24 protein-coding genes are annotated in these 21924 nt (G+C 47.3%); 12 read left to right on the forward strand and 12 right to left on the reverse strand.

Going from position 1 to position 21924, the window contains the following annotated elements; translation table 11 throughout:
• Positions 1 to 44: 44 nt before the first annotated feature.
• Positions 45 to 1469 carry a serine hydrolase domain-containing protein gene (locus KO501_RS03615; RefSeq protein ID WP_216028291.1) on the reverse strand — a complete coding sequence of 475 codons (1425 nt, stop codon included), beginning with the start codon at positions 1467 to 1469 and terminating at the stop codon, positions 45 to 47.
• A gap of 284 nt (positions 1470 to 1753) precedes the next feature.
• On the opposite strand from KO501_RS03615, the gene KO501_RS03620 reads away from it, so the two are divergent.
• The gene (locus KO501_RS03620) at positions 1754 to 3004 is read left to right on the forward strand and encodes an HDOD domain-containing protein (RefSeq protein ID WP_216028292.1); all 1251 of its coding nucleotides are present in this window, start codon (positions 1754 to 1756) and stop codon (positions 3002 to 3004) included.
• Positions 3005 to 3012: 8 nt separating this feature from the next.
• Here KO501_RS03620 and ftsX read toward each other — a convergent pair whose 3' ends face one another.
• Genes ftsX through ftsY form a run of 3 tightly spaced genes read right to left on the reverse strand, consistent with a single transcriptional unit; the run spans position 3013 to position 6060 of the window.
• Complete coding sequence (gene ftsX / locus KO501_RS03625) at positions 3013 to 3993, reverse strand: permease-like cell division protein FtsX (protein ID WP_216028293.1); 981 nt, start codon at positions 3991 to 3993, stop codon at positions 3013 to 3015.
• Positions 3990 to 4679, reverse strand: coding sequence for a cell division ATP-binding protein FtsE (gene ftsE, locus KO501_RS03630; protein WP_216028294.1), 690 nt, complete (start codon positions 4677 to 4679; stop codon positions 3990 to 3992). Before ftsE ends, ftsX begins: the two co-directional genes overlap by 4 nt.
• 43 nt (positions 4680 to 4722) lie before the next feature.
• Complete coding sequence (ftsY, locus tag KO501_RS03635; protein WP_216028295.1) at positions 4723 to 6060, reverse strand: signal recognition particle-docking protein FtsY; 1338 nt, start codon at positions 6058 to 6060, stop codon at positions 4723 to 4725.
• Between the two features lie 85 nt (positions 6061 to 6145).
• Here ftsY and rsmD point away from each other — a divergent pair, with 85 nt between their 5' ends.
• Complete coding sequence (gene rsmD, locus KO501_RS03640; protein ID WP_216028296.1) at positions 6146 to 6751, forward strand: 16S rRNA (guanine(966)-N(2))-methyltransferase RsmD; 606 nt, start codon at positions 6146 to 6148, stop codon at positions 6749 to 6751.
• On the opposite strand, the gene KO501_RS03645 is transcribed toward rsmD, so the two are convergent.
• Positions 6748 to 7323: a YjaG family protein gene (locus KO501_RS03645; RefSeq protein WP_216028297.1), complete on the reverse strand. Its 576-nt coding sequence runs from the start codon at positions 7321 to 7323 to the stop codon at positions 6748 to 6750. The two genes, rsmD and KO501_RS03645, sit on opposite strands and share 4 nt — an antisense overlap.
• A 5-nt stretch (positions 7324 to 7328) precedes the next feature.
• Entirely contained in the window at positions 7329 to 7928 is a 600-nt protein-coding gene (locus tag KO501_RS03650) for a YhgN family NAAT transporter (protein WP_216028298.1), read from the reverse strand.
• Between the two features lie 170 nt (positions 7929 to 8098).
• Between KO501_RS03650 and KO501_RS03655 the strand changes: the two genes are divergently transcribed.
• Positions 8099 to 8281 carry a helix-turn-helix domain-containing protein gene (locus KO501_RS03655; RefSeq protein WP_216028299.1) on the forward strand — a complete coding sequence of 61 codons (183 nt, stop codon included), beginning with the start codon at positions 8099 to 8101 and terminating at the stop codon, positions 8279 to 8281.
• 54 nt (positions 8282 to 8335) lie between these two features.
• Here the strand turns inward: KO501_RS03655 and pepB are convergent, their stop codons facing one another.
• Entirely contained in the window at positions 8336 to 9625 is a 1290-nt protein-coding gene (gene pepB, locus KO501_RS03660; protein ID WP_216028300.1) for an aminopeptidase PepB, read from the reverse strand.
• Between the two features lie 56 nt (positions 9626 to 9681).
• On the opposite strand from pepB, the gene sfsA reads away from it, so the two are divergent.
• The 7 genes from sfsA (at position 9682) to panC (ending at position 15643) form a co-directional block, all read left to right on the forward strand.
• Entirely contained in the window at positions 9682 to 10383 is a 702-nt protein-coding gene (sfsA, locus tag KO501_RS03665) for a DNA/RNA nuclease SfsA (RefSeq protein WP_216028301.1), read from the forward strand.
• Between the two features lie 219 nt (positions 10384 to 10602).
• Positions 10603 to 11052 (forward strand): RNA polymerase-binding protein DksA, encoded by a 450-nt coding sequence (dksA, locus tag KO501_RS03670; RefSeq protein WP_216028302.1) that lies wholly within the window; start codon positions 10603 to 10605, stop codon positions 11050 to 11052.
• 70 nt (positions 11053 to 11122) lie between these two features.
• Positions 11123 to 12040, forward strand: a complete 918-nt coding sequence (gluQRS, locus tag KO501_RS03675) for a tRNA glutamyl-Q(34) synthetase GluQRS (RefSeq protein ID WP_216028303.1) — start codon at positions 11123 to 11125, stop codon at positions 12038 to 12040.
• 94 nt (positions 12041 to 12134) lie between these two features.
• Complete coding sequence (gene pcnB / locus KO501_RS03680; protein ID WP_216028322.1) at positions 12135 to 13439, forward strand: polynucleotide adenylyltransferase PcnB; 1305 nt, start codon at positions 12135 to 12137, stop codon at positions 13437 to 13439.
• A complete protein-coding gene (folK, locus tag KO501_RS03685) occupies positions 13432 to 13935 on the forward strand; it encodes a 2-amino-4-hydroxy-6-hydroxymethyldihydropteridine diphosphokinase (RefSeq protein ID WP_216028304.1) in 504 nt (167 codons plus the stop codon). Before pcnB ends, folK begins: the two co-directional genes overlap by 8 nt.
• A 61-nt stretch (positions 13936 to 13996) precedes the next feature.
• Positions 13997 to 14791: a 3-methyl-2-oxobutanoate hydroxymethyltransferase gene (gene panB / locus KO501_RS03690; protein WP_216028305.1), complete on the forward strand. Its 795-nt coding sequence runs from the start codon at positions 13997 to 13999 to the stop codon at positions 14789 to 14791.
• A 3-nt stretch (positions 14792 to 14794) separates the two neighbouring features.
• Positions 14795 to 15643: a pantoate--beta-alanine ligase gene (gene panC, locus KO501_RS03695; RefSeq protein ID WP_216028306.1), complete on the forward strand. Its 849-nt coding sequence runs from the start codon at positions 14795 to 14797 to the stop codon at positions 15641 to 15643.
• A 41-nt stretch (positions 15644 to 15684) separates the two neighbouring features.
• On the opposite strand, the gene panP is transcribed toward panC, so the two are convergent.
• Positions 15685 to 17310 (reverse strand): pyridoxal-dependent aspartate 1-decarboxylase PanP, encoded by a 1626-nt coding sequence (gene panP / locus KO501_RS03700; protein WP_216028307.1) that lies wholly within the window; start codon positions 17308 to 17310, stop codon positions 15685 to 15687.
• Between the two features lie 311 nt (positions 17311 to 17621).
• Between panP and KO501_RS03705 the strand changes: the two genes are divergently transcribed.
• Entirely contained in the window at positions 17622 to 18341 is a 720-nt protein-coding gene (locus KO501_RS03705) for an EAL domain-containing protein (protein WP_216028308.1), read from the forward strand.
• Here KO501_RS03705 and KO501_RS03710 read toward each other — a convergent pair.
• The 4 genes from KO501_RS03710 to pdsO all read right to left on the reverse strand — a co-directional run bounded on the left by KO501_RS03710 (position 18338) and on the right by pdsO (position 21672).
• On the reverse strand, positions 18338 to 19009 hold the full coding sequence (locus tag KO501_RS03710) for an SAM-dependent methyltransferase (protein ID WP_216028309.1): 672 nt from the start codon (positions 19007 to 19009) through the stop codon (positions 18338 to 18340). The genes KO501_RS03705 and KO501_RS03710 overlap by 4 nt on opposite strands.
• On the reverse strand, positions 19009 to 19782 hold the full coding sequence (locus KO501_RS03715) for an ABC transporter permease (RefSeq protein WP_216028310.1): 774 nt from the start codon (positions 19780 to 19782) through the stop codon (positions 19009 to 19011). Before KO501_RS03715 ends, KO501_RS03710 begins: the two co-directional genes overlap by 1 nt.
• Before the next feature lies 1 nt (position 19783).
• The gene (locus tag KO501_RS03720) at positions 19784 to 20713 is read right to left on the reverse strand and encodes an ABC transporter ATP-binding protein (protein WP_216028311.1); all 930 of its coding nucleotides are present in this window, start codon (positions 20711 to 20713) and stop codon (positions 19784 to 19786) included.
• Between the two features lie 221 nt (positions 20714 to 20934).
• Positions 20935 to 21672, reverse strand: a complete 738-nt coding sequence (gene pdsO, locus KO501_RS03725) for a sortase-associated OmpA-like protein PdsO (RefSeq protein ID WP_216028312.1) — start codon at positions 21670 to 21672, stop codon at positions 20935 to 20937.
• Positions 21673 to 21750: 78 nt separating this feature from the next.
• Between pdsO and KO501_RS03730 the strand changes: the two genes are divergently transcribed.
• Positions 21751 to 21921, forward strand: a complete 171-nt coding sequence (locus KO501_RS03730; protein WP_216028313.1) for a hypothetical protein — start codon at positions 21751 to 21753, stop codon at positions 21919 to 21921.
• Positions 21922 to 21924: the final 3 nt, after the last annotated feature.

The raw sequence follows: 21924 nt of genomic DNA on the forward strand, positions 1-21924 counted from the left end.
ATGAAGATGAAGCGACGTTGCTTCATCTTCATTTTTTACCGGTTTTAACCGTTAGCAGAAACAGGTGTAAACACGATACCGTGGATCCGACCTCGCTTCATCGCAAAGGTCTTTGTCTGGGGATCATATTCAAGCACGTTTATGCCATCTCTAAGCACCCCATTTTCATCATACCGTAAACGAAATTGTGCCGCGGGCTGAGGATGACCAGGCCAGGCTGATATTATCGTCACGTCGGCTCCGTCTTTTACCGGCGCAACCAGATACGTGACGTCTAATTCACCTGAATAATACGACCCTGCAGGTGGCACCGCCGAGGGCTTAGGAGCGACCTTCATTAACCGCAAAGGCCCTTCGTATTGATGGTTATCAGGTGATGAGGTCGCCACCACATCGGCTAAAGCCGCCAATTTAGTAGCAGGCTTGCCGTCATTACGGTTACACAACACAATGATGCTGTAATGACTATCCACAAGCCGACCATAAGCTGATTTAAAGGTTGATGATGCTCCGGTATGCATCATCCATTGTTTGCCCTCTTGTATGCCCAGTTTGATACCACCAGCATAAATAAGGCCGTGTTGCTCTCTCACCACACTACCGTCATTGAACGTGGCCGGCGACAACATCATCGTTTTGGCCTTATCTGTCCAAACCTTATGGCCCTGAGCTAAATCATATTCGTATTTACCAAGTTCGTTAATAGAGGTAATTAATCCCCCTGAGCCACTAAAAGACGGAAAATCATTTTGTTGTTTAAAGAGGCTGCCTTGCTTGAGGTATCCCTGCGCCATAAACCCGTCAGCAATAGGCGCAGAAACAAAAAAGCTTTGCGTCATCCCCATGGGCTCTAGTACCGCTTGACGCATGTAATCAGAAAAAGGCATTTTGCTTACTTGTTCGATAATGCCTGCCAGCAGCAAATAGCCGCCATTCGAATAAGCATAGTGAGTGCCCGGTTCAAAATCAGGGTGTTGCTGCAAGGCCAACAATTTTAGCGCCGTAGACAAGTTTGAGGTGGAAAGATCCGGTACCCCAGCAAGACGAATAAGACCCAGCCCATCCCGTATTCCAGAAATATGATGGATGAGCATATTAACGGTAATGTTTTGGGCGTAATCAGGCATCTCGGGGAAATACTGGGTCAAAGGATCGGATAAGCTTAGCTTCCCTCTTTCCACTAACTTCATGATCCCCAGTGCAGTGAACTGCTTCGATAACGAGCCGGCATAAAAACGGGTATCCCCATTGATTTTTGTTTCTTCGGCAAGGTTGCTATACCCACTCGCCGTAACATACTGCCCTTGTCCCTCTTTAAACACCCCCGCGGCACAACCAGGGACAACACCTTGCTCTTCAAACTGTAATAACCCGTCTACTTGTTGGATTTGCGTATGCGATAATGCCGCTGACGCTGGGTGACTGCCCAAACCGGCAAGCAACAACACGAAAAGGGAGGGACGAAACATAGTAATTCCTTGTAAACAAACAGCTGAATGAAAAAAACGCGCAATACAGTCTAAGCAATATAGCCTGGGTATGAGAAATACCAATACATAGGCGGGTAATGCCGTTAGGTTAAGTGCTACGCAGAAAGACCGCAATAGCCGGTAAGTCGACCCACTTAGGCAAAATTAGCTACATTCGCTAATGGATATTTTATGTTCCATCATATAAAGTTGGGGTCACCTGCAATCATTACGCAGGTGGGCAGCTTAAGCTATAATCATTAGTTGAAGGGATTATCGGTCGTATGTTTGCGTTTATTGCTCGTCAGCCTATTCTTGATCGCGAAAAGGACGTCTTCGCGTATGAACTTGTATTTAGAGATGGGAAAGGCGGCGCCTATCCCGAGCTGGCACCCGAAAAAGCAAAATTTATTGCCCAGCATTTTCATCCCCTTGGGTTAGATGATATCTCTGGTGACAAAAAATCGTTTATACATTTTAATCCCGACACCCTGATTTCCCGATTTCCTACGTCTTTAAATCCAGAATCGGTGATCGTGCAACTTAATGACCCCATGACGCCGTCTGCCGGCTTACTCGATGCATGCTCCCATATTAAAACCATGGGCTTTAAAATTGCCATCGACGACCCGCTGATGATGAGCGCCAAACACGAAATATTCCCGTTTATTGATATTGTTAAGGTTGACGTAACCAAAACCAAATACGATCTCATCGAGCGTACCATCCCCCGTTTTTTAGATGCAAATATTTCGGTGGTTGCAGAACAAGTTAATACCCATGAAGACTTTGACAGCTGTCGCTCTCTTGGCTTTGATTTGTTTCAAGGATACTTTTTCTCTTTACCTGAAGCCCGTATACAGCGTCATCTGCCCGCGTCAAAAATGAATCTTGTGGATCTGATGGGTGAGAGTTCACAAAATGACTTTAGCATAAGCCGTATTAATCAAATCATTGAGCGCGACGCTGCGCTGAGCTTTTTGTTACTTAAATTCATTAATAATCCCACGGTAAATAAACGCTATAAAATCACGTCGTTGAAACATGCGTTAACTTACATGGGAGAGGTGGAAATAAAGAAATTTATCGCCCTGCTGTCATTGGCCAACCTTAGCGACGATAAGCCGCTAGAGTTGATACACATGTCATTAGTCAGAGCCAAGTTTTTTGATCTGTTATCCCAGCAACGGGGCATTCATACTGATCCCCCTGTGGGTTTCCTTGTCGGCTTGTTTTCGTTGTTAGATGCGTTGTTAGATCAGGATATGCCAGACGTCCTTAAGCAATTGCCCCTCACCGATGATGTAAACGATGCGCTATTAGGTAAGTCCAATGAATTTAACAGCTATTTGGCCTTAACCCGTGCCTTTGAAGGGGCCTTGTGGATGAACATTATCCAGCAGTCTAAGGTTCTCAATATCGACCAGAAACAGCTTCACGCCCTCTACAATCAAGCCATTCAATGGGGAAATGGGGTAAGAGCAACCATCTCCACTTACTTTCCCAAACCCATTATGAAGAAGCCGACTCTGTAACAGAGAGGCTACTTAGGTTCGATTTCTTGCACGTGCCGTTGAACGGAAATCAGCGAGCCCACCAAGCCTAACCCCACAGACAATGCCAACATGAGCAATAATGCGTTGCCAGACAAGCCGGTGATATTAAATTCTTTTTGATACAAGCTAGCAAACGCCTGAATGCTGCTATCCATCCACCACAAAATAAGAATAACGGCACACCACGCAATTAGCCCGCCGAGGAGACCATACCAAAACCCGGTATACATAAAGGGGCGATGGATAAAGGCATCGGTTGCCCCAACCAGTTTCATCACTAAAATCTCATCGCGCTTACTTAATATATTGAGTCGTATGGTGTTACCAATAATCAGTACCACGGAAATAAACAACAATACACCTATAAGCGACACCAGTTCTCGGGCAATATCTAATAACGCGTACAGCCGTTCCAGCCATTCAATATCCAGCTTGCCGATATCCACTTCTCTTTGCTCGCGCAATTTTTCCAGTAATAAACGTGCCGCCGTCGGCGTGGCATTTTTAGGTGTGGGAGTGACCAACACAACATCCGGCAGTGGATTAGACTCTAAGTACGCAATTGCATCGCCTAAGCCAGATAAATATTGAAATTCTTTTAGCGCTTCGTCGGCCGGAATGAAAGTAACTGATTCAATCTCAGGCCAGGTTTTTAACCGAGTAAGCAGTTGCTGAGCACTGGCAGGCGACGTGTTGTCTCTTAAAAACAATGAAATTTCTGACGCTTGATCCCAGCCGGCACTGATTTTTTCCGTATTTTTTACCAATATATACAGCGTACTGGGTAAGGTAATGCTAAGGCCCAACACTGCCACGGTCATGATAGATGCCGCCGGTTGTCGCCACAATTCGCCAAGACTGCCAAGGGCTTGGCGAAGATGACTGACGAAAAAGGCGCTGATGATTTGTAGAAAACCAATTTTTGTATCGCTGGCACCTTGTGAACGGCCCTTAAATAAAATACTCATTCCTCATGCTCCATCATGTCTTCAGACAAACCATCGGTGATCATCTGTCCGTTACGCAGCGTTAAGGTGCGGTATTTCATCCGTGCAATTAACCCAAGATCGTGGGTAGCCACAAACACTGACACCCCGGCTTGATTAAAATCTTCAAATAAACGAATAATTTCCATAGAGAGTTTGGGATCCAAATTCCCCGTGGGCTCATCGGCGAGAAGTAACGGCGGTTTGTTAACCACGGCCCGAGCAATACCTACCCGCTGGGCTTCGCCGCCAGATAACATCATAGGTACACTGCGGGCTTTATCCCGCAGCCCCACCATTTCGAGGGCGGCTTGTACCCGTTTCTCGGTTTCTCGGCGGCCGTAGCCTTCAATAATAAGGGGCAGCGCGACGTTATCGAATACGGTTTTTGAATTTAACAATTGGGGGCTTTGAAATATCATCCCAATGTCCCGACGAATAAAGGCAATTTGTCGCCGTTTAATCTGATTAAGATCGTGGCCATTAATAAGAACCCGCCCCACACTGGGCCGTTCCATAATGCTGATCAATTTAAGCAGTGTGCTTTTCCCTGCCCCGGAATGCCCGGTGAGAAAGGCCATTTCGCCTGGCTCTATATGGAAGCTGACTTTCGACAGCGCCCGCTGTCCACCCGGATAGGTTTTACTCACCTGCTCAAATTTAATCATCTGTTAGTCCTGCAACGATGGATAGCCGGAAAGGTAACCTGTGTTATTCACTTTCGGATTCACTAAAAAGGGCATCGATAAACTCATCCCCTTGAAAGGTTCGCAGATCATCAATGCCTTCACCTACACCGATATAGCGAATGGGAATACCAAATTGATCAGCGATGGAGAAAATCACACCCCCTTTAGCAGTACCGTCTAACTTAGTCAGGGTTAAGCCGGTAAGCCCCACCGCTTCGTTGAACAGTTTAGCCTGGCTGACAGCGTTTTGCCCTGTACCGGCATCAAGGGTAAGCATCACTTCATGGGGCGCATCGGGAGAAACTTTTTTCATCACCCGCACCACTTTTTTCAGTTCTTCCATTAGGTTCGCTTTGTTTTGTAAACGCCCGGCGGTATCGGCAATCAAAACATCCATGCCTCGCGATTTAGCCGCTTCCAAGGCATCGTATAACACCGACGCGCTATCGGCTCCCGTAGGTTGGGCGATAACAGGGATCGCATTACGTTCACCCCACACTTGCAACTGCTCTACCGCGGCAGCGCGGAAGGTATCACCAGCGGCCAGCATCACTTTTTTACCTTGCTGCTGAAACTGTTTAGCTAATTTACCGATGGTAGTGGTTTTACCCACACCATTAACACCCACCATCAATATCACAAAAGGTCCGGTGCTTTTGTCATGTTGCTTTATGTCTTCAGCAAGGGGGCGTTCTACCTGCTTGAGGATATCTCGCATTTGTTGCTTAAGAATATCCACTAACGCCTCAGCATCTTTTAGCTGGGAACGCTTTGCACTGTCAGTAAGCTGGGTGATGATTTTTTGGGTGGTATCCATGCCCACATCAGCCACCAGCAATTGGGTTTCCAATTCTTCATACAAGTCGTCATCAATGGCTTTACCTTTAAATAAGCTGATAAAACCGCTACCTAAATTGGTTTTTGTTCGCGACAAGCTTTCTTTTAAACGACTAAAGAGGGATTTTTTCTTTGGCTCTGGCTCTGGCTCTGGCTCTGGCTCTGGCTCTGGCTCTGGCTCTGGCACAGTATCAGTTTGCTCAAGCTCGGTGTCTACACTGCCGGCGATGGCTTCTGTGACTACCACTGGCGATGGGCTTTCGGTAGATCCCTCATTGTCTGACTTTTCATCCGCCGACGTGTCTGCCGGGGCGTCCGTGGATGGAACTTCAGGAGGTAGCTCGGTCTGCGCTGGCGGCGTGTCGGCCCCTTCATCATGATGAACGGGCTCAGAGGTTAATTCTGGCTCTCCATCTGGTACTTGAGGTTCATCAACTGCAGGGGTGGTTTCCTGCTTGTTTTTTACTTCTTCATCTTTTTTAGAATGCTTGTTCTTACTGAACCAGCCAAAAAGTTTCGACATTGTTTGGTCAAATCCTTATTAAAACGGCAAAATTCGGCTACACTGGCCGACTTTCAATAGCCGTTATCATACATTGTCAGCACCCATGAAGCGAGTATCCAAAAAGCCTTTACGTCAAAAGCAAAAACCAGGAAATGTGAGAATTATCGCTGGGCAGTGGCGGGGCCGAAAATTGCCCGTTGCTGATACCGATGGTTTACGCCCCACCACCGACCGAAACAAAGAAACCCTATTCAATTGGTTGATGGCCGATCTGCACGATGCCCAGTGTCTTGATGTCTTTGCCGGCTCTGGTGGCCTGGGCTTTGAAGCCCTGTCTCGCTATGCGGGGCATTGCACCTTTGTCGAGTATGACCGGGCCGTTGCCGAACAACTTAGCAAAAATGTAAGTGTCTTACATGCCAACGCCAAGGTCATACAATCGGATGCGCTAAAAGCCTTGCCCACCTTAGGCCAAAGATTCGATATTATTTTTATCGATCCGCCCTTTAACAAAAATTTAGCCCCACCGGCGCTACAGCTTATTTTGCAGCATGGTTTGGTTAATCCCGATGGGGTGATTTATGTGGAGCAGGAAATTAACGCAGCCCCTTTACCTACGGATCCAAGGCTTGTACAGATTAAAGAAAAACGGCTAGCGCAAGTGCAATATCAGCTATTGCGCTACCAAGCCTCCACCGATGAAGGTTAACCTTTAATCTCAATACCAATATTAGAGATACCTTCTTCTAAGGCCAATTGTTTGAGGGTGTCACATACACCCGCAACCGGACCAGAAGTGGTGACAGCATCGAGTAAGGCATTTTGCAGCGCCACCTCAAATTCCATTAACGGATGGGCTTTTATCTCGTCTTCGGCAACACCGCTAGCCAGCAAGTAGGCCTCTACGCTGCCTTGAGACAATTTACTAATCACCACCGATCCCTGTAAATCCTGCTTAAGCACCAGCATAATGGCGGCGGCTAAACCTATGGTGGCATCGATAGCCGGATACACGCCAAAGGTATCGTAGTCAGCAGTATCTGGGGTGACCTGTTCAACCTTTTCTAGCTGAACTGAAAAGTTAATTTTGCTCTTCGGGCTTTTTATCGATTCCCATAGCAGGCTTAAACACTTTTCACATACCCCTTCGTCGTCAAAGTCTGTAACCTCTTTAAACAACGCAAAGTTTGGTAGCATTCTTTCCAGTAAAGCGGCACTAAAGGCCACGGCTTGCCAACCTTCCAATTGACGTACCCGGGCAAAAGTAGATAGTTTTGTCATTATGCTTATACTCCGCTGGAATGGGTAAAGTAGTGGCTAATGCCATCCAGCAACATCTGAATTGAAATCATCACCAAAATCATCCCCATCAAACGCTCCATAGCGGTAAGCCCTCGCTCACCTAACAAGCGATGGAAAAGATTAGAAAACAATAAAATGACCGCACTGATAATCCAGGCGGCACCAAGTGCAATGGTCCAGTCTGCCATTCGGTCTGGGTTTTGATTGGCCAGTAAAATCAACGCAGCTAAGGTTGATGGGCCGGCAATCATGGGAATGGCTAAAGGCACGAGAAAAGGCTCTTCTCCTACGGCTAATCCTAGTGGGTTGCCTGCCTGTGGAAAGATCATCTTAAGGGCAATAAGAAATAAAATAATACCACCAGCAATGCTCACGGTTTCTTGTTGCACATTCAGAAAATCGAGCACCGCCTGGCCGCTGTACAAAAACAGCATCAAGATCAACAAAGCAAACACCAGTTCTCGTATCAATATTACCCGCCGGCGTTTAGGTTCGATGGTTTTTAGCACCGACATAAAAACGGGCAGGTTCCCCAGTGGGTCCATGATCAAAAACAACATAACGGCTGCCGACCAAGTATCCATGATACTTAACTCTCCACGTAGAATTGGGCGAAATTAAAAAGTAAGTGCTATGTTTAAAAAATCAACGGCGTCGAAAACACCGCCAATTGGGTTCAATACACGGCAAGTAGCCCGCGATTGTCGCATCTACGCGTTGATTTTACTATTAATTAGCACAGGAAAGATAACCTATGAGTTTAATGTCAATTGAAGAGGTGGCCACATTTCTTGGCGTTCAACCCATCAGAGTGGAACGTCTAGCGCGGGAACACTTGCTGATAGCCAAGCAAAAAGATACCGAAGGTAAGCCATTGTTTGACCAAAATGAAGTGGAGAAATACAAGCAGTTAGCTGAAAGATTGGGCGGCATTTAATCGTCAATGCCCCTTTCCCAATCCGATTCAGCCCAAATTAACTCAACTTATCGCTTAGCTACCGTAAGTTTGCAGCATCCGCGCAATGGCACGAATGCCTTTACCGGTAGCGCCAGCAGGCATCTCACTGGTTGCCGTACCATGGTAGGCAGCAGCCAGATCCAAATGAACCCACCCGGTACCTTGTTCGTTTACGAAACGCGATAGAAAACCGGCTGCGTTTGACGCTCCGCCAACACCGCCGCCTTTTTGGGGACGGCTATTTGCCGTATCAGCAAAAGCAGAGGGGCATTTGTCTTGGTGCCAGCGTTCTAATGGCAATGGCCAAAATTTTTCGTTTTCCCCTTGAGCCGCTGCCAACATGGCCTGGCGGGCCTTGTCATCTAGGCTAAATACGCCATGATAGTCGTGCCCTAGGGCCACCGTTGCCGCACCGGTTAAGGTGGCAGCGTTAATGATCAAAGGCGCACCCAGTTCTGTTGCCCGCAAAAGACCATCGGCAAGCACTAATCGGCCCTCGGCATCAGTATTGACGATTTCCACCGAGACGCCGTTTTTGTAGGTTAATACATCACCTAACTTGTACGCATGACCACTTATTAGGTTTTCCGCACAGCATAGTAGCAGACGAACCCGTTTATTAAGGCCCTGGGAAATAGCTAACCCCAACGCGCCAGTAACCGTGGCCGCGCCACCCATGTCGCACTTCATGTCTAGCATACCTTCGCTAGATTTAATGGAGTAACCGCCACTGTCAAAGGTGATCCCTTTTCCGACTAATGCTGCGTCTACAGGGGCTTGTGGGTCGCCACTGGGATTGTAATCTACTTCTAATAACACCGGTGGTCTTTCACTGCCCCGGCCCACATTGTAAATGCCTGTCCATCCGGCTTTTTTTAGCCCCTCACCTACAATTGTGGTGGTCGTTACCTTGTCACCGCCAACGGATTGTAACCATTGCGCGGCTCGCAAAGCTAAATTCTCAGGCGAAAGATCTTCTGGCGTGTCATTAACCAGTTTGCGGGTAAATAACAGTGCTTGGTATTCTTTTTCTATTGTTTGTTTGTCGTTATTGTCTGCCCAATGAATACGCCCTGGCTGACGTGCTCGCGTGTAACTCATGGCGAATGCCCATTGGTACGCTTTAGCCCAGTCACCTTGCAGTTGGACTTCATTTATATTCATACCATCGATACGACGTCCAGCTTGGCGAATTTCACGCTCTGCGTTTTCTTCATTACTTAGATGTATCACCGCGCCCTGTTCGTTAAAACTAAGACGGCTACTATCTCCCCATGGCGCAGGCGCCTTGTCGAAAGTCAGTGATACAGAAAAAATCGCCATAACATTTCCTTTTTTGCTTGATACACTAGGCATCAAATATTTGAAATTTTGTAACTATGCAGTTTACTACACCCTTGCTTCACGGAAAGCTTATTTGTCGATACAAGCGGTTTCTCGCCGATGTTGAATTAGATAGTGGCGAGCGGGTAACCGCTCATTGTCCAAACACAGGTGCAATGACCGGTTGTGCAGAACCCGGCTATGATGTTTACCTTAGCACGTCTACCAACCCTAAACGCAAACTGCCTTATACTTGGGAATTAGCACGCAATCATCAAAATCAATTTATTGGCATTAACACCCACAATGCAAATAACTTGGTGGCTGAAGCGATAGAAAACAAGACCTGCGACCTATTTTCTGATGTCACGCATTGGAAAAGAGAGGTTACACCGCCGGGTGCTGACAGTCGTTTTGACTTTCATTTGCACACCGCAGACGGGGAAGCTTATGCAGAAGTAAAATCCGTAACCCTGGCCGAGGATGGCAAGGGGTTCTTTCCCGATGCCAAAACGACCCGCGGAAAAAAACACTGTGAAACCTTAGGCGCTCTTGCCGAATCGGGAATTCCGACTATGCTGGTCTTTTGCGTACAGCATACTGGGGTTAATTCGGTTCGCTTAGCCAACCATATTGATCCAGAATATGGGGCAGCCGTATTGGATGCCCGCAGTAAAGGAATGCAAATCGTGGCCCTTGGCTGTGAAATCAACGAACAAAATATCAAGGTAAATCAAACACTACCGGTATTTTTGTAAAAAAGTGGTTGCAATTTCCCTAAGGAACGCCATATTTGCGGCTTGCTTTTTACCGTTGTGGTGCAATTGTGCCACCGGCTCATTGCATCGAAGCGCACTGGATGCATTAAATAACGGAAGGGTAACTTTGACGCTTTACGTTGCCTGAATATAGCGATTCTGCTATAGATACTCGATTATTCAGCTCGTGTGGGTGTCGTAGTGTAGGAGATGTGGTACATGCCAACAGGAAAAGAAACAAAGTCCTTAGGGCTTTTAGCCTTAGCCGGCCTTGAGCCTTATCAGCCAAAGCCTGATGAAGAATATATGAGCGAACAACAAATGGAACATTTCCGTTTGTTGTTAAAAGCGTGGCGCGACCAACTTCGTGAAGAAGTCGATCGTACCGTAACGCATATGAAGGATGAAGCCGCGAATTTTCCTGATCCTGTAGATAGGGCTGCACAGGAAGAAGAGTTCAGTCTGGAATTGCGTACTCGTGACCGCGAACGCAAGCTTATTAAAAAGATTGAAAAAACCCTTAAACGTATTGAAGAAGACGATTTCGGATTCTGCGATTCGTGTGGTATTGAAATCGGCATTCGCCGTCTTGAAGCCCGTCCTACAGCCGATCTTTGTATCGATTGTAAAACCATGGCTGAAATAAAAGAAAAACAGCTGCAAGGCTGATTTTCTTTATTCATAACCCCAATGGCGCTGAAGCTTTTTCAGCGTCAGGGGTTTAGTCATTCTTCGTACAATGCCAGCTTCTTCTCCGTACATCGGAAGATTTGCCCCCTCTCCCACTGGGCCGCTACATTTTGGCTCCCTCGTGGCTGCTTTGGCCAGCTACCTTGATGCGCGTGCTCATAACGGCAAATGGCGCGTTAGAATGGAAGATATTGATACGCCCAGATGTGTTAAGGGTGCCGACAGCCACATTTTACATCAACTTGAAACCCATGGCTTTGAATGGGACGATGAGGTGGTTTATCAGTCCCACCGTCACGCACTTTATCGTGAAATCATCGCGGACATTAAGTCCCAGGGACTGGCATACAATTGCACCTGCAGTCGCCGAATGATTAAAGAAAGTGGTGGTGTGTATGCGGGAACCTGTCGCTATGCGAACCACCCTGACGGAAAAACGGCCATACGAGTGCAATTAACCCATCCCGTTACCCAATTTTATGACCGTGTACTTGGCAAAGTGACAATTGATGATCCACACGCCCTCGAAGATACGGTTTTGAAGCGTCGAGATGGCTTGTTTTCGTATAATTTGGTGGTTGTTGCTGACGATATTGAACAGAACATCACCCATATTGTAAGAGGCAGTGATTTGCTGGCAACCACAGCCACCCATTTAAGTTTGTATCAGATACTTAAGCAGCCACCGCCTCGCTATGCCCATATTCCGGTGGCAGCAGTGACACTAGGACGAAAACTTAGCAAACAGAATCATGCCGCACCCATTATCGATGACAATGCAGTACACAATTTGTGCAGCGCACTGGCTTTTTTAGGTTTCGATGCAGTTACTCATGACGAAACCTCATCGCCATCGTCCGTGTTACAATGGGCAATAAACCAATGGCAGTGCGAAAATGTCCCGAAAAAAAGGGAAATTATTGTCGCTGCGCAGGAATCCACTTATTATACACAACCTCGAACTTAGCGGAGACGACATCATTATTACGCGCGTGTTTAAAACGGTTAAACGAGCTCTGGGTAAAACCCCCGACTCAAAAACGGCGATAGAGGCTTACACTATTCCCCGTGCAGAACATGGTATCTCTCGTGAAGAGATAAGTGATAGCGCGCTTAAAGTGTTGTATCGCCTTAACAAAGCAGGGTTCGAATCGTATTTGGTAGGTGGCTGTGTACGGGATCTTATGCTGGGGAAAATCCCTAAAGATTTTGACGTTGTTACCAATGCCACACCAGAACAAATTAAAGGTTTGTTTGCAAACTGTCGCCTTATCGGGCGCCGTTTCCGCCTGGCGCATATTGTGTTTGGCCGTGAAATAATTGAGGTTGCCACCTTCCGCGGCCATCACAGCGTTGAGGAAAGTGATAACAAACTAGGGCAACAAAATGCCCAAGGTCAGTTGGTGCGTGACAATGTGTTTGGCACCATTGAAGAAGACGCCCAACGTCGCGATTTCACATTTAACGCCATGTATTACAGTGTGGCTGACTTCACCGTTACCGATTTTGCTCGCGGACGAGATGCCATTAGTAAGCGCGAAGTAGAATTAATTGGCGACCCAGAAACCCGATACCGAGAAGATCCGGTGCGTATGATACGGGCCATTCGCTTTGCCGCCAAGCTGGATATGACCATCACGCCACGTACTGGCGATCCAATTCCCCAGCTGGCCCATTTACTGGCTAATATTCCCCCTGCACGCTTATTTGAAGAAACGTTAAAGTTATTTCTTGGTGGTGCAGGCGTTGCCACATTTAAACTGCTGCAACAGTATGGCTTATTACAGCCCCTGTTTCCCCAACTCGCAGAAGCACTTAAAACTCCCGATAGCCGTGAATGCCAGTTTATTTTGCGGGTATTGGAAAATACCGACCATCGTATCAACAGTAATCAGCGTGTCACGCCGGCATTTTTGTATGCCGCCTTATTGTGGTACCCGCTAGAAGAACATGCTCAGAAACTGCAGGCCGAAAGCGGTTTAAGCCACTACGATGCCTTTAACATTGCCGCCGGTGAAGTCATTCACCGTCAAGTGCAACGCATTATGATCCCCAAGCGCTTTTCTACTGTGATACGGGACATTTGGATGCTTCAACAACGCCTACCACGGCGCTTTGGCCGTCGGGCCTTCCAACTGCTCACCCACCCGAAATTTCGTGCCGCCTATGATTTTTTATGTGTCCGCGGCGAAATCGAAGGGGGCGATCCTTTAGAACTGGCTGACTGGTGGACCCAATTCCAGCATGCCGAATCAGCACAACAGAAAAAAATGCTTACCGCCCTTCGCCAACAAGAAGGTGGCGCTACGAGACCCCGCAAGCGCAGACGAAAAGTCGCGCCCAAGCGGAGTGACTCTAATGCATAAAGAGCATGCCTATATTAGTTTAGGTAGCAATATGGGTGATTCACAAACCACTTTAAAAGCGGCATTTGATGAAATCGACAGTTTGCATTCATGCAGACTGTTAACCACATCATCGTTGTATTTATCTGCCCCCATGGGGCCAGAAAACCAACCCGACTACGTGAATGCGGTGTGCTTGATCGAAACCACCTTAGACCCCCAAGAATTACTTGCCCAGCTACAAGATATCGAACTTCGATACGGCCGTGAACGTAAAGAGGAGCGATGGGGGCCCCGTACCCTAGATTTAGATATCCTATTGTATGGCAACCAAACTATCTCCACCCCGGATCTCACTGTGCCCCACTACGGCATGGCAGAAAGAGAATTCGTGATGGTTCCCTTGTTTGAAATAGCCCCCAGTATGATAATGCCAGACGGCAACGCCATCGCGTTATGGGTGGCAAAATGTAATCTTGATGGTCTGCGACGACTGACCACATCCAAACAGGCGTAAAATCCGTTTAAACACCAGCTTAATTCATGCCTGTTCACAGTGCTTACTCTGAGGTAATCCAATGAAAAAAGTTACCATTTCTGGCTTACAAGCGTTAAAAACAGCAGCAACAAAAATCACTGCCTTGACGGCTTACGATGCCAGTTTTGCAAAGATGTTCGATGAACAACAAATAGATGTCCTGCTCATTGGCGATTCTCTTGGTATGGTTTTACAGGGTCAGGACGACACCTTACCGGTCACCGTAGACGAGGTGGCCTATCATACGCGCGCAGTGCGCCGAGGTACGGCACGGGCCTTCGTGTTAGCCGATATGCCTTTTATGTCTTATGCAACTCCTGCCGACACCTATCAAAACGCGGCAACCCTTATGGCGGCTGGCGCCAGCATGGTTAAACTTGAAGGCGGAGCATGGCTAAGTGACACCATTTCTGGCCTAGTAGAACGAGGGGTGCCGGTCTGTGGTCATCTCGGACTAACGCCGCAGTCGGTACATGTGTTTGGTGGCTTTAAAGTACAAGGGCGAGAAGAAAGCAAAGCCAATAAACTGATAGAAGATGCCCTAGCATTGGAACAAGCTGGCGCACAATTACTGGTGTTAGAATGTGTCCCTACCGCCTTAGGCAAAGCCATCACCGAGGCATTGACCATACCAGTAATTGGTATCGGGGCCGGTCCTTGTACCGATGGTCAGATTTTAGTGATGCACGACATGTTTGGTATTAGCGCCAACTATATGCCCAAGTTTTCTAAAAATTATCTGCAAGAGACCGGTGATATGCGCCAGGCCGTGCAGAAATACATTGAAGAAGTAAAAAGTGGTGCGTTTCCCGCATCTTCACATAGTTTCGAGTAAATCATGCAATCTCTTACTAGCGTTCAAGCGCTTCGCCAGGCGCGCAAAAACTGGCGTAATGCCGATCAAAAAGTAGGTTTCGTACCAACCATGGGAAATCTACACAACGGTCATCTGCAACTGGTCCGTGCCGCCAAAGAGCACTGTGATGTGGTTGTGGTGTCGATTTTTGTTAATCCGATGCAATTTGGTAAAAATGAAGATCTCGACGCCTACCCACGCACCTTGGATGAAGATAAGGCAAAGCTGGAAGCCCTGGGAGTGGAAGCCCTATTTTTACCCACGGTTTCTGAAATGTACCCTCGAGGGTTGGCCAAACAAACCTATGTGGAAGTGCCCGGCTTATCTCACATCTTATGTGGAACCAGTCGCCCGGGTCATTTCCGTGGCGTGGCAACCATTGTCTGTAAACTCTTTAACATGGTTAGTCCTGACATGGCCTTTTTCGGCGAAAAGGATTTTCAGCAATTGCAGATCATTCGTCTGATGGCTCAAGATCTTTCCATGCCCATTACCATTAAGGGTGTGCCCATTGAACGGGAAGAAAGTGGCTTGGCCATGAGTTCACGCAATGGCTATCTTAATGAAAGTCAGCGAGCATGTGCGCCGTCGTTGTATCGGCTGATCATCGCACTGAAAGAGGATATCAAAGGGGGCAAGCGAGATTATGCCCAGCTGATTGAAGCCTACACAGCACAAATAGAGCAAGCGGGATTCAAACCGGATTACTTGGCGATAAGTGATGCTGAAACCTTAACCGCAGCCGATGAGAATACCACCGACATCGTCATCCTTGTTGCTGCATACTTAGGTAACACCCGCCTCATTGACAACCTGAGCTTCACCCGCTGATACACCCTCGCCTTTATTAAACGACTAGGTAAGCACTCATTTTAATTAGAAATTGAGTGCTTTCCTTCGCTAAGTTCTTTCCAAATATGACGCCCGCGGGCAAGGGTGGACTGTTCTTCAAGAATATTGTGTAAATCACGTTCACTGGTAAGGGGGTTAGCCAGCACCACCCGAAATACCGTGACAGATGTGCCTTCATAATCCAGGCTTTCTAAACGTGTGCGAGAGACAAAGGATTTGCCCGCTTCCCGCTGCAACTTTTGTACATTTACCACCAGACTATCCAGTTTGTGGTTAAGTTTGCGTTGCTCTTTTTGACTAACGGTTTTTAACTTAGCCCGGGTGTTCTCTGGGCATACCCGATAAGTGAGAATGGATAAAGTAGGGGCCGTGACCAATTCAAAATCTGGATGGTCATTGATCATACTGGCAAATTTAGCCGCTTTACTGATACTTTGATCGATCAGTAATTCGTAACCCCGACGGCCAAAAATATGTAGCGATGCATATACCATCATCGCCATGCCGTTGCGCGAGCCTTCCAAGGTGGTAGCGCCGAGATCTTTAGACCCCTGACGCAGGATATACTGGGCATGATGACGCACAGTATTGGCGTCTTCTGGGTTTTTAAACAGTGCCATACCCGCCCCCATGGGCACATACATCTGCTTATGGGCATCGATGGTTACCGAGTCGGCGCGCTCAATCCCTTTTAGCCGTTCCCGATAGGTTTTGGAAAACAAGGTAGCACCACCCCAAGCTGCATCCACATGGAACCAACAACCTAACTCTCTGGCCACATCGGCTAATTCATCTAACGGATCCACATGGCCGGTTTCGGTGGTTCCGCCGACCCCAACAATGGCAAGCAATTTATTGCCATCTTGTTGGTAGCGTTTACCTTCCGCTAGGGCTAATTCTGGGGACAAGGTTTGGTTAGGGCAAGGTAAGGAAATAAGGTTTTCTCTGCCAATGCCTAGCACATCCACAGCCTTAGATAAGGAATAATGTCCCCGGCGCGAACACATAACGCCCATATTCTGAATATTGTAATGACGATAAGCACTGGCTAGCCCAGCTTTAGCGACCCCTGGAAATTGTCCGTCGGGCCCAAGCATTTTGTTCCGGGCTACCCACAACGAGGTAATATTTGCCACCGTCCCACCTGAACCAAACGCGCCCAAAGCGTGTCGGGCACTATGCAAGTATTGTTGATACCACTGCTCATCCTGGTCATAAACCAAATTATGCATCATACCTAAAACCTGCCGCTCTAATGGGGTAAAGGCTTTAGATGTTTCTATTTTTACTAGGTTTTGATTCAGCCCGACTAACAGTTTGGCCAGCGGCAGATGAAAATAAGGCAGTGCCGATGTCATATGCCCAATAAAGGTAGGCGAATAGGTATTAACAGAATGTGCCACTAGCTTGTTTAGCAACGTTTCGGCGTGGGAAGAAACAAATTCTGGAGACTCTGGTACCACCGACTCGGAAAAGTCCTGTTCTATTTCCTCAAGGGAGGTGTTTTTTGCCACCACGTGCTGAGAGAGAAAATCGAGAATATTATCGGACAGATGTTGTTCGATTTGCGCTAACTTCGAGTCTTTGTGTTCAGGCTTGGTAAAGACCCGAAACAAATGTTTCAGACTAACTTGAGCTTCACCCACTGCACACACCTCTATATAAAATTAAAGCAATCCGCGCTTCGCCTTAAACAACAAAGGCACAACGGTGGGCGTATTCCCGTCGACTATATAGTGACAGTGAAAACGCCCTGCGCGTCTTTAAAAGATCCCGCACTTTACCCCAGAAATGCGTCTTCGCCAAGTAGATAACACGCTGTAGACCGGTTAGTTAGATCTTTTTTCCGTTCTGTTTCACACAACACCCCCATTGGCGTCTTTTAAAGACATCCATTATGGGTATTCTGACGACCTCTGCTATAGTAAAAAGACAGGAATAACATAAGGCGAGTGATATGCCAGTGCGTGAAATTACGGAAAGCTACACGTTAGACTGTATTGTGCCTTACTTTCAACCTATCGTCGATATGCGCACCGAGCGCGTATGGCGTTATGAATGCTTAGCCAGGCTAGTCACTCCTCAACAAAAAATATTCATGCCCAGTGAATTTTTACATCTTATCGAACGCAATCAAAACATCCATGCCCTAGCTGCGACGATGTTTTGCAAAAGTGCAGCCTACTTTGAAGATAACAACATTGCTTGGAACATAAACCTCAATGCCGAAGATATTACTGATCCGCGCTTACTTCATACACTGCTCGGCCAATTAGTCGACTACACCAATCCATCTCGAGTGAGTGTAGAAATCAGTGCAGAGGCTGCGCTTAATCACCATTGCGCGTTAAAAACCTTTATCGACAAATCTATCGAAAGCGGTATGGGGGTATTTATAGACAACCTTGGCAGACACTCAGGCAATATTCGAAAGCTAATGTCACTGCCGCTGCGGGGCATTAAATTAGACGGTGGTTTATTAAAGCGCCTCTCGGACTCTGCTGAAGTGGAAGATTTTATCCTTGGGATCTGTGATATGGCCTATGAAAGCCATATTAGTATTGTGGCTGAACATATCGAGGATGACGATACCCTCGATAAGATCAGACACCTTCCTATTCACTACGCCCAAGGCTTTGTTTTTAGCAAACCTAAGTCGGCGCCCCTAACCCACTAACCTTCATCAAGGCGGGTATTTAATTGCCAGCAAGTTTGTCCACTGGCGCGATATTTACGCTCAAAGGGCGTTAATGGCGTGTCGGTAGCAACCTCATTAAGGGTGGACGCTAGCCCGTAGTGTTTCGCCGCTTGGGCGAATTCCTGTAAGTACAATAACCAGTTACTGCGCACTTCGATATTCGGGCATAGTGCCATTAAATCGACCATGGCCGCCGAGCCATACCAGCGTTTCTGTATCTGACTGCGCTTTGGATAGGGGTTGGGATATAGCAAATAGTGCTTTTTTACCGACCATCGCCCTTGTTGGGCGAGTCGCCAAAAATCGTTCACATCGGCCCGAAATACCGCATAATTAGCTGCGCCTGACTGATAATGTGAGTGCTTACCAACTCGCATAGCTGATTTATCTAACCCAATGACCTTACAGTCGGGATATTGTGTAGCGATGGTGGCGGTGCTTTGACCCACACCGCAACACGAATCCAGTACGATGTCTCCCTGCCAGTCGTCCAACCATTCTTCTACGGCCAAAAAAGCCCCTCGGGTATGTTCACTCACTGGACGCTGACTTTCGCTCTGCTTGTATCGCATAACCAAAGCATCGAGCTTATCGTGTATACCCGTTTGATTGCTGATTACTGCTCGGGAATTGCCTTGTTCGGTCATTAACTACGAATGCCTCGACCTTTAGTGAGAAGGTGATGGGCCACGGCATATAAACCAAGATTAAAGACAATAAGAATGCCAATAGACACACCTACGTTTACATCGGAGACCCCTAAAAAGCCAAACCGAAAGCCATTTACCATATAGACGATGGGGTTGGCTTTGCTCACTACCTGCCAAAACTCTGGTAGTAATGTTAGTGAATAAAACACACCGCCCAGGTAAGTCAGTGGGGTAAGTACAAAGGTGGGCACCATACTAATATCATCAAACGTACGCGCAAAAATGGCATTCACCAATCCTGCGGTAGCAAACAAACTGGAAGTCAGTAGTAAGGTCACCACGATAGCGGCAAAATTGTAGATTTGAACATCAACAAAAAACATGGAAACCACCGTCACGATGATCCCAATAAGTATGGCCCGCGCCACACCGCCCCCTACATAGCCAAAAATAATGACCCAAGTAGGAACAGGCGCAACCAGCAATTCTTCAATATTACGCTGAAACTTTGCACTAAAAAATGACGATGACACATTCGCATACGAGTTCGTAATCACTGACATCATGATGAGCCCAGGAACGATAAACTCCATGTACGTAAAGCCGCCCATTTGGCCAATACGCTCACCAATCAGGTTGCCAAAAATAACAAAATACAACGTCATGGTGATGGCCGGTGGCACCAAGGTTTGCACCCAAATTCGCAAAAACCGGGTACATTCTTTAATCCAGATTGTCGTCAGTGCTATCCAGTTATTCTGCTCGTGCATATCAGCCTACCTCTTCTGTTTTACGGCCATTTTCTACCAGTGTGACAAACAGTTCTTCTAACCGATTAGATTTGTTTCGCATACTCAGTACCGGCACACCCTGCTGAGTTAATTGGGCAAAGACGGGGTTTAACCCTTCCGTTTTCTCCACATCCACTTCTAACGTTTGACTGTCGGTTAAACGGGCTTCGAACCCCTTGATGACAGGTGGTTGAGCATAGTCACCTAAATCAAGAATAAAGGTTTCTACATTCAACTTAGACAACAACGCCTTCATACTGGTGTTTTCCACTATCATGCCCTTATCGATAATGGCAATGTTGCGGCAAAGCATTTCTGCTTCTTCCAGATAATGAGTGGTAAGAATGATGGTGATCCCTTGCTCGTTGATGGTTTTAAGAAAAGACCACATTGAGCGCCGTATCTCAATATCAACACCGGCGGTGGGTTCATCTAGGATCAACAAACGTGGCTCATGCATAAGCGCGCGGGCGATCATTAAACGCCGCTTCATGCCTCCCGATAGCGTACGGGCGGCCATATCACGCTTACCCCATAAATCGAGTTGAGTCAGGTATTTTTCGGCTCTTTCCTTAGCGGTAGCGCGCGGCACACCATAATAACCCGCTTGGTTAAGTACAATCTGAAGTACGGTCTCAAACTGATTAAAATTAAACTCTTGTGGCACCAGACCAATACAGGCTTTGGCTTTTTCTTTCTGAGTTTGTAGGTCGTAATCAAAGACCTTTACCTCACCTTCGGTGGCATTAACCAACGAACTGATGATACCGATGGTAGTGGACTTACCCGCCCCGTTAGGACCAAGCAATGCAAAGAAGTCGCCTTCTTCTACGGTAAGATCCACACCTCGCAGCGCTTGCACGCCACCTTTATATATTTTCTTCAAACTCGCTATATTCAGCGCTTTCATCTATTGCCCATTCTCTTTCGTTTTTGTCCATGGCGTCACAAGAAGCCGCATGTGTGTTGCTCGCAGCATGATCAGACCATGTTGTGAATATTCAGGGAGTATACGCAGTTGTAGGAAACCATAGGTTTTCCACATTGTAGTGCTAGAAGGCGATGATAACATGAAAAAAGCGCCCGGTGCGGGCGCTAAACGCGAGAGGTAGAAAAGCTATCTATCAACGGTTACCGCTTGGCAGTCATCCATTGTGCTGACGGTTGCACTTGCACCGCTACCCGACGCTGAAAAAAGGCCTCCTCGCCTTGTTCTGATTGAGCCAACGCCTCCCCTTTCGCAATAGTTTCAATTTGTTGGGACTTTACACCACGGCTAATGAGTTCTGTTTTTACCGCATTAGCCCGTTGTTGTGACAACATTTGATTATAACTTTCCTCGCCCCGACTATCGGTATACCCCGTTAGCGTCACCGACAAGGCAGGATGATGGCGCAACGCCGTTGCAATAAGATCTAATTGCTCTTTATACACAGGTTCGATATTGCCAGACCCCGTTTTAAACTGAATATTACTTTGCATAGCGATAGGGTCGGACTGTGCCTCAACGGTCATGGTCGCCGGCGTCAAACTGGCGGTATTGCGCAGTTCATTGAGCGAGTCGCGCAAGGTAAACAATTGAGCCTCGGTGTCGTTAAGGCTAGAACGTGTTGATGCCAGCGCCAATTGGGTATCGTCAAGCTCTGCATGGGTGGCTTCGTTTTCGCCAATAAGCGCCCCAAAAATGCCGGCAACCCCGGCGCCAACGGGGCCTGCGACAATGGCACCGATAACAACTCCCGATCCCAACCCCCACGCCACCGCGCTATCACGTCGCGGGTCACTTTCTGAGTTATCCGCAAAAGCCAAACCCGGGGTGGCTAATACAGCGGTTAGGGTCATAGCAAGTAAGCGTTTATTGTTCATCATTTCTTCCTTTAAGTTTGGCTTCAGTGGCATCCATTTCACTCTGGTAATCTGTCGGCCTGGGTACTGAAAAGGGGAAATGTGGCGATTAAAACAGGCAAAAAGTCCCAATTGCATACATTGTTACGCCCAACGGGTAACAAATTAGCAATTGTGGCCGAAAAGTGGCGTTATGGTGGAAATTTGGCTGAATCTGGGTATGCCCTCTCGCCATGGTGTATAGTGGCAATACGTAACAAAAACAAACCTTAAGAA

The sequence above is a fragment of the Alteromonas sp. C1M14 genome (assembly GCF_018860965.1).
GTDB lineage: Bacteria > Pseudomonadota > Gammaproteobacteria > Enterobacterales > Alteromonadaceae > Alteromonas.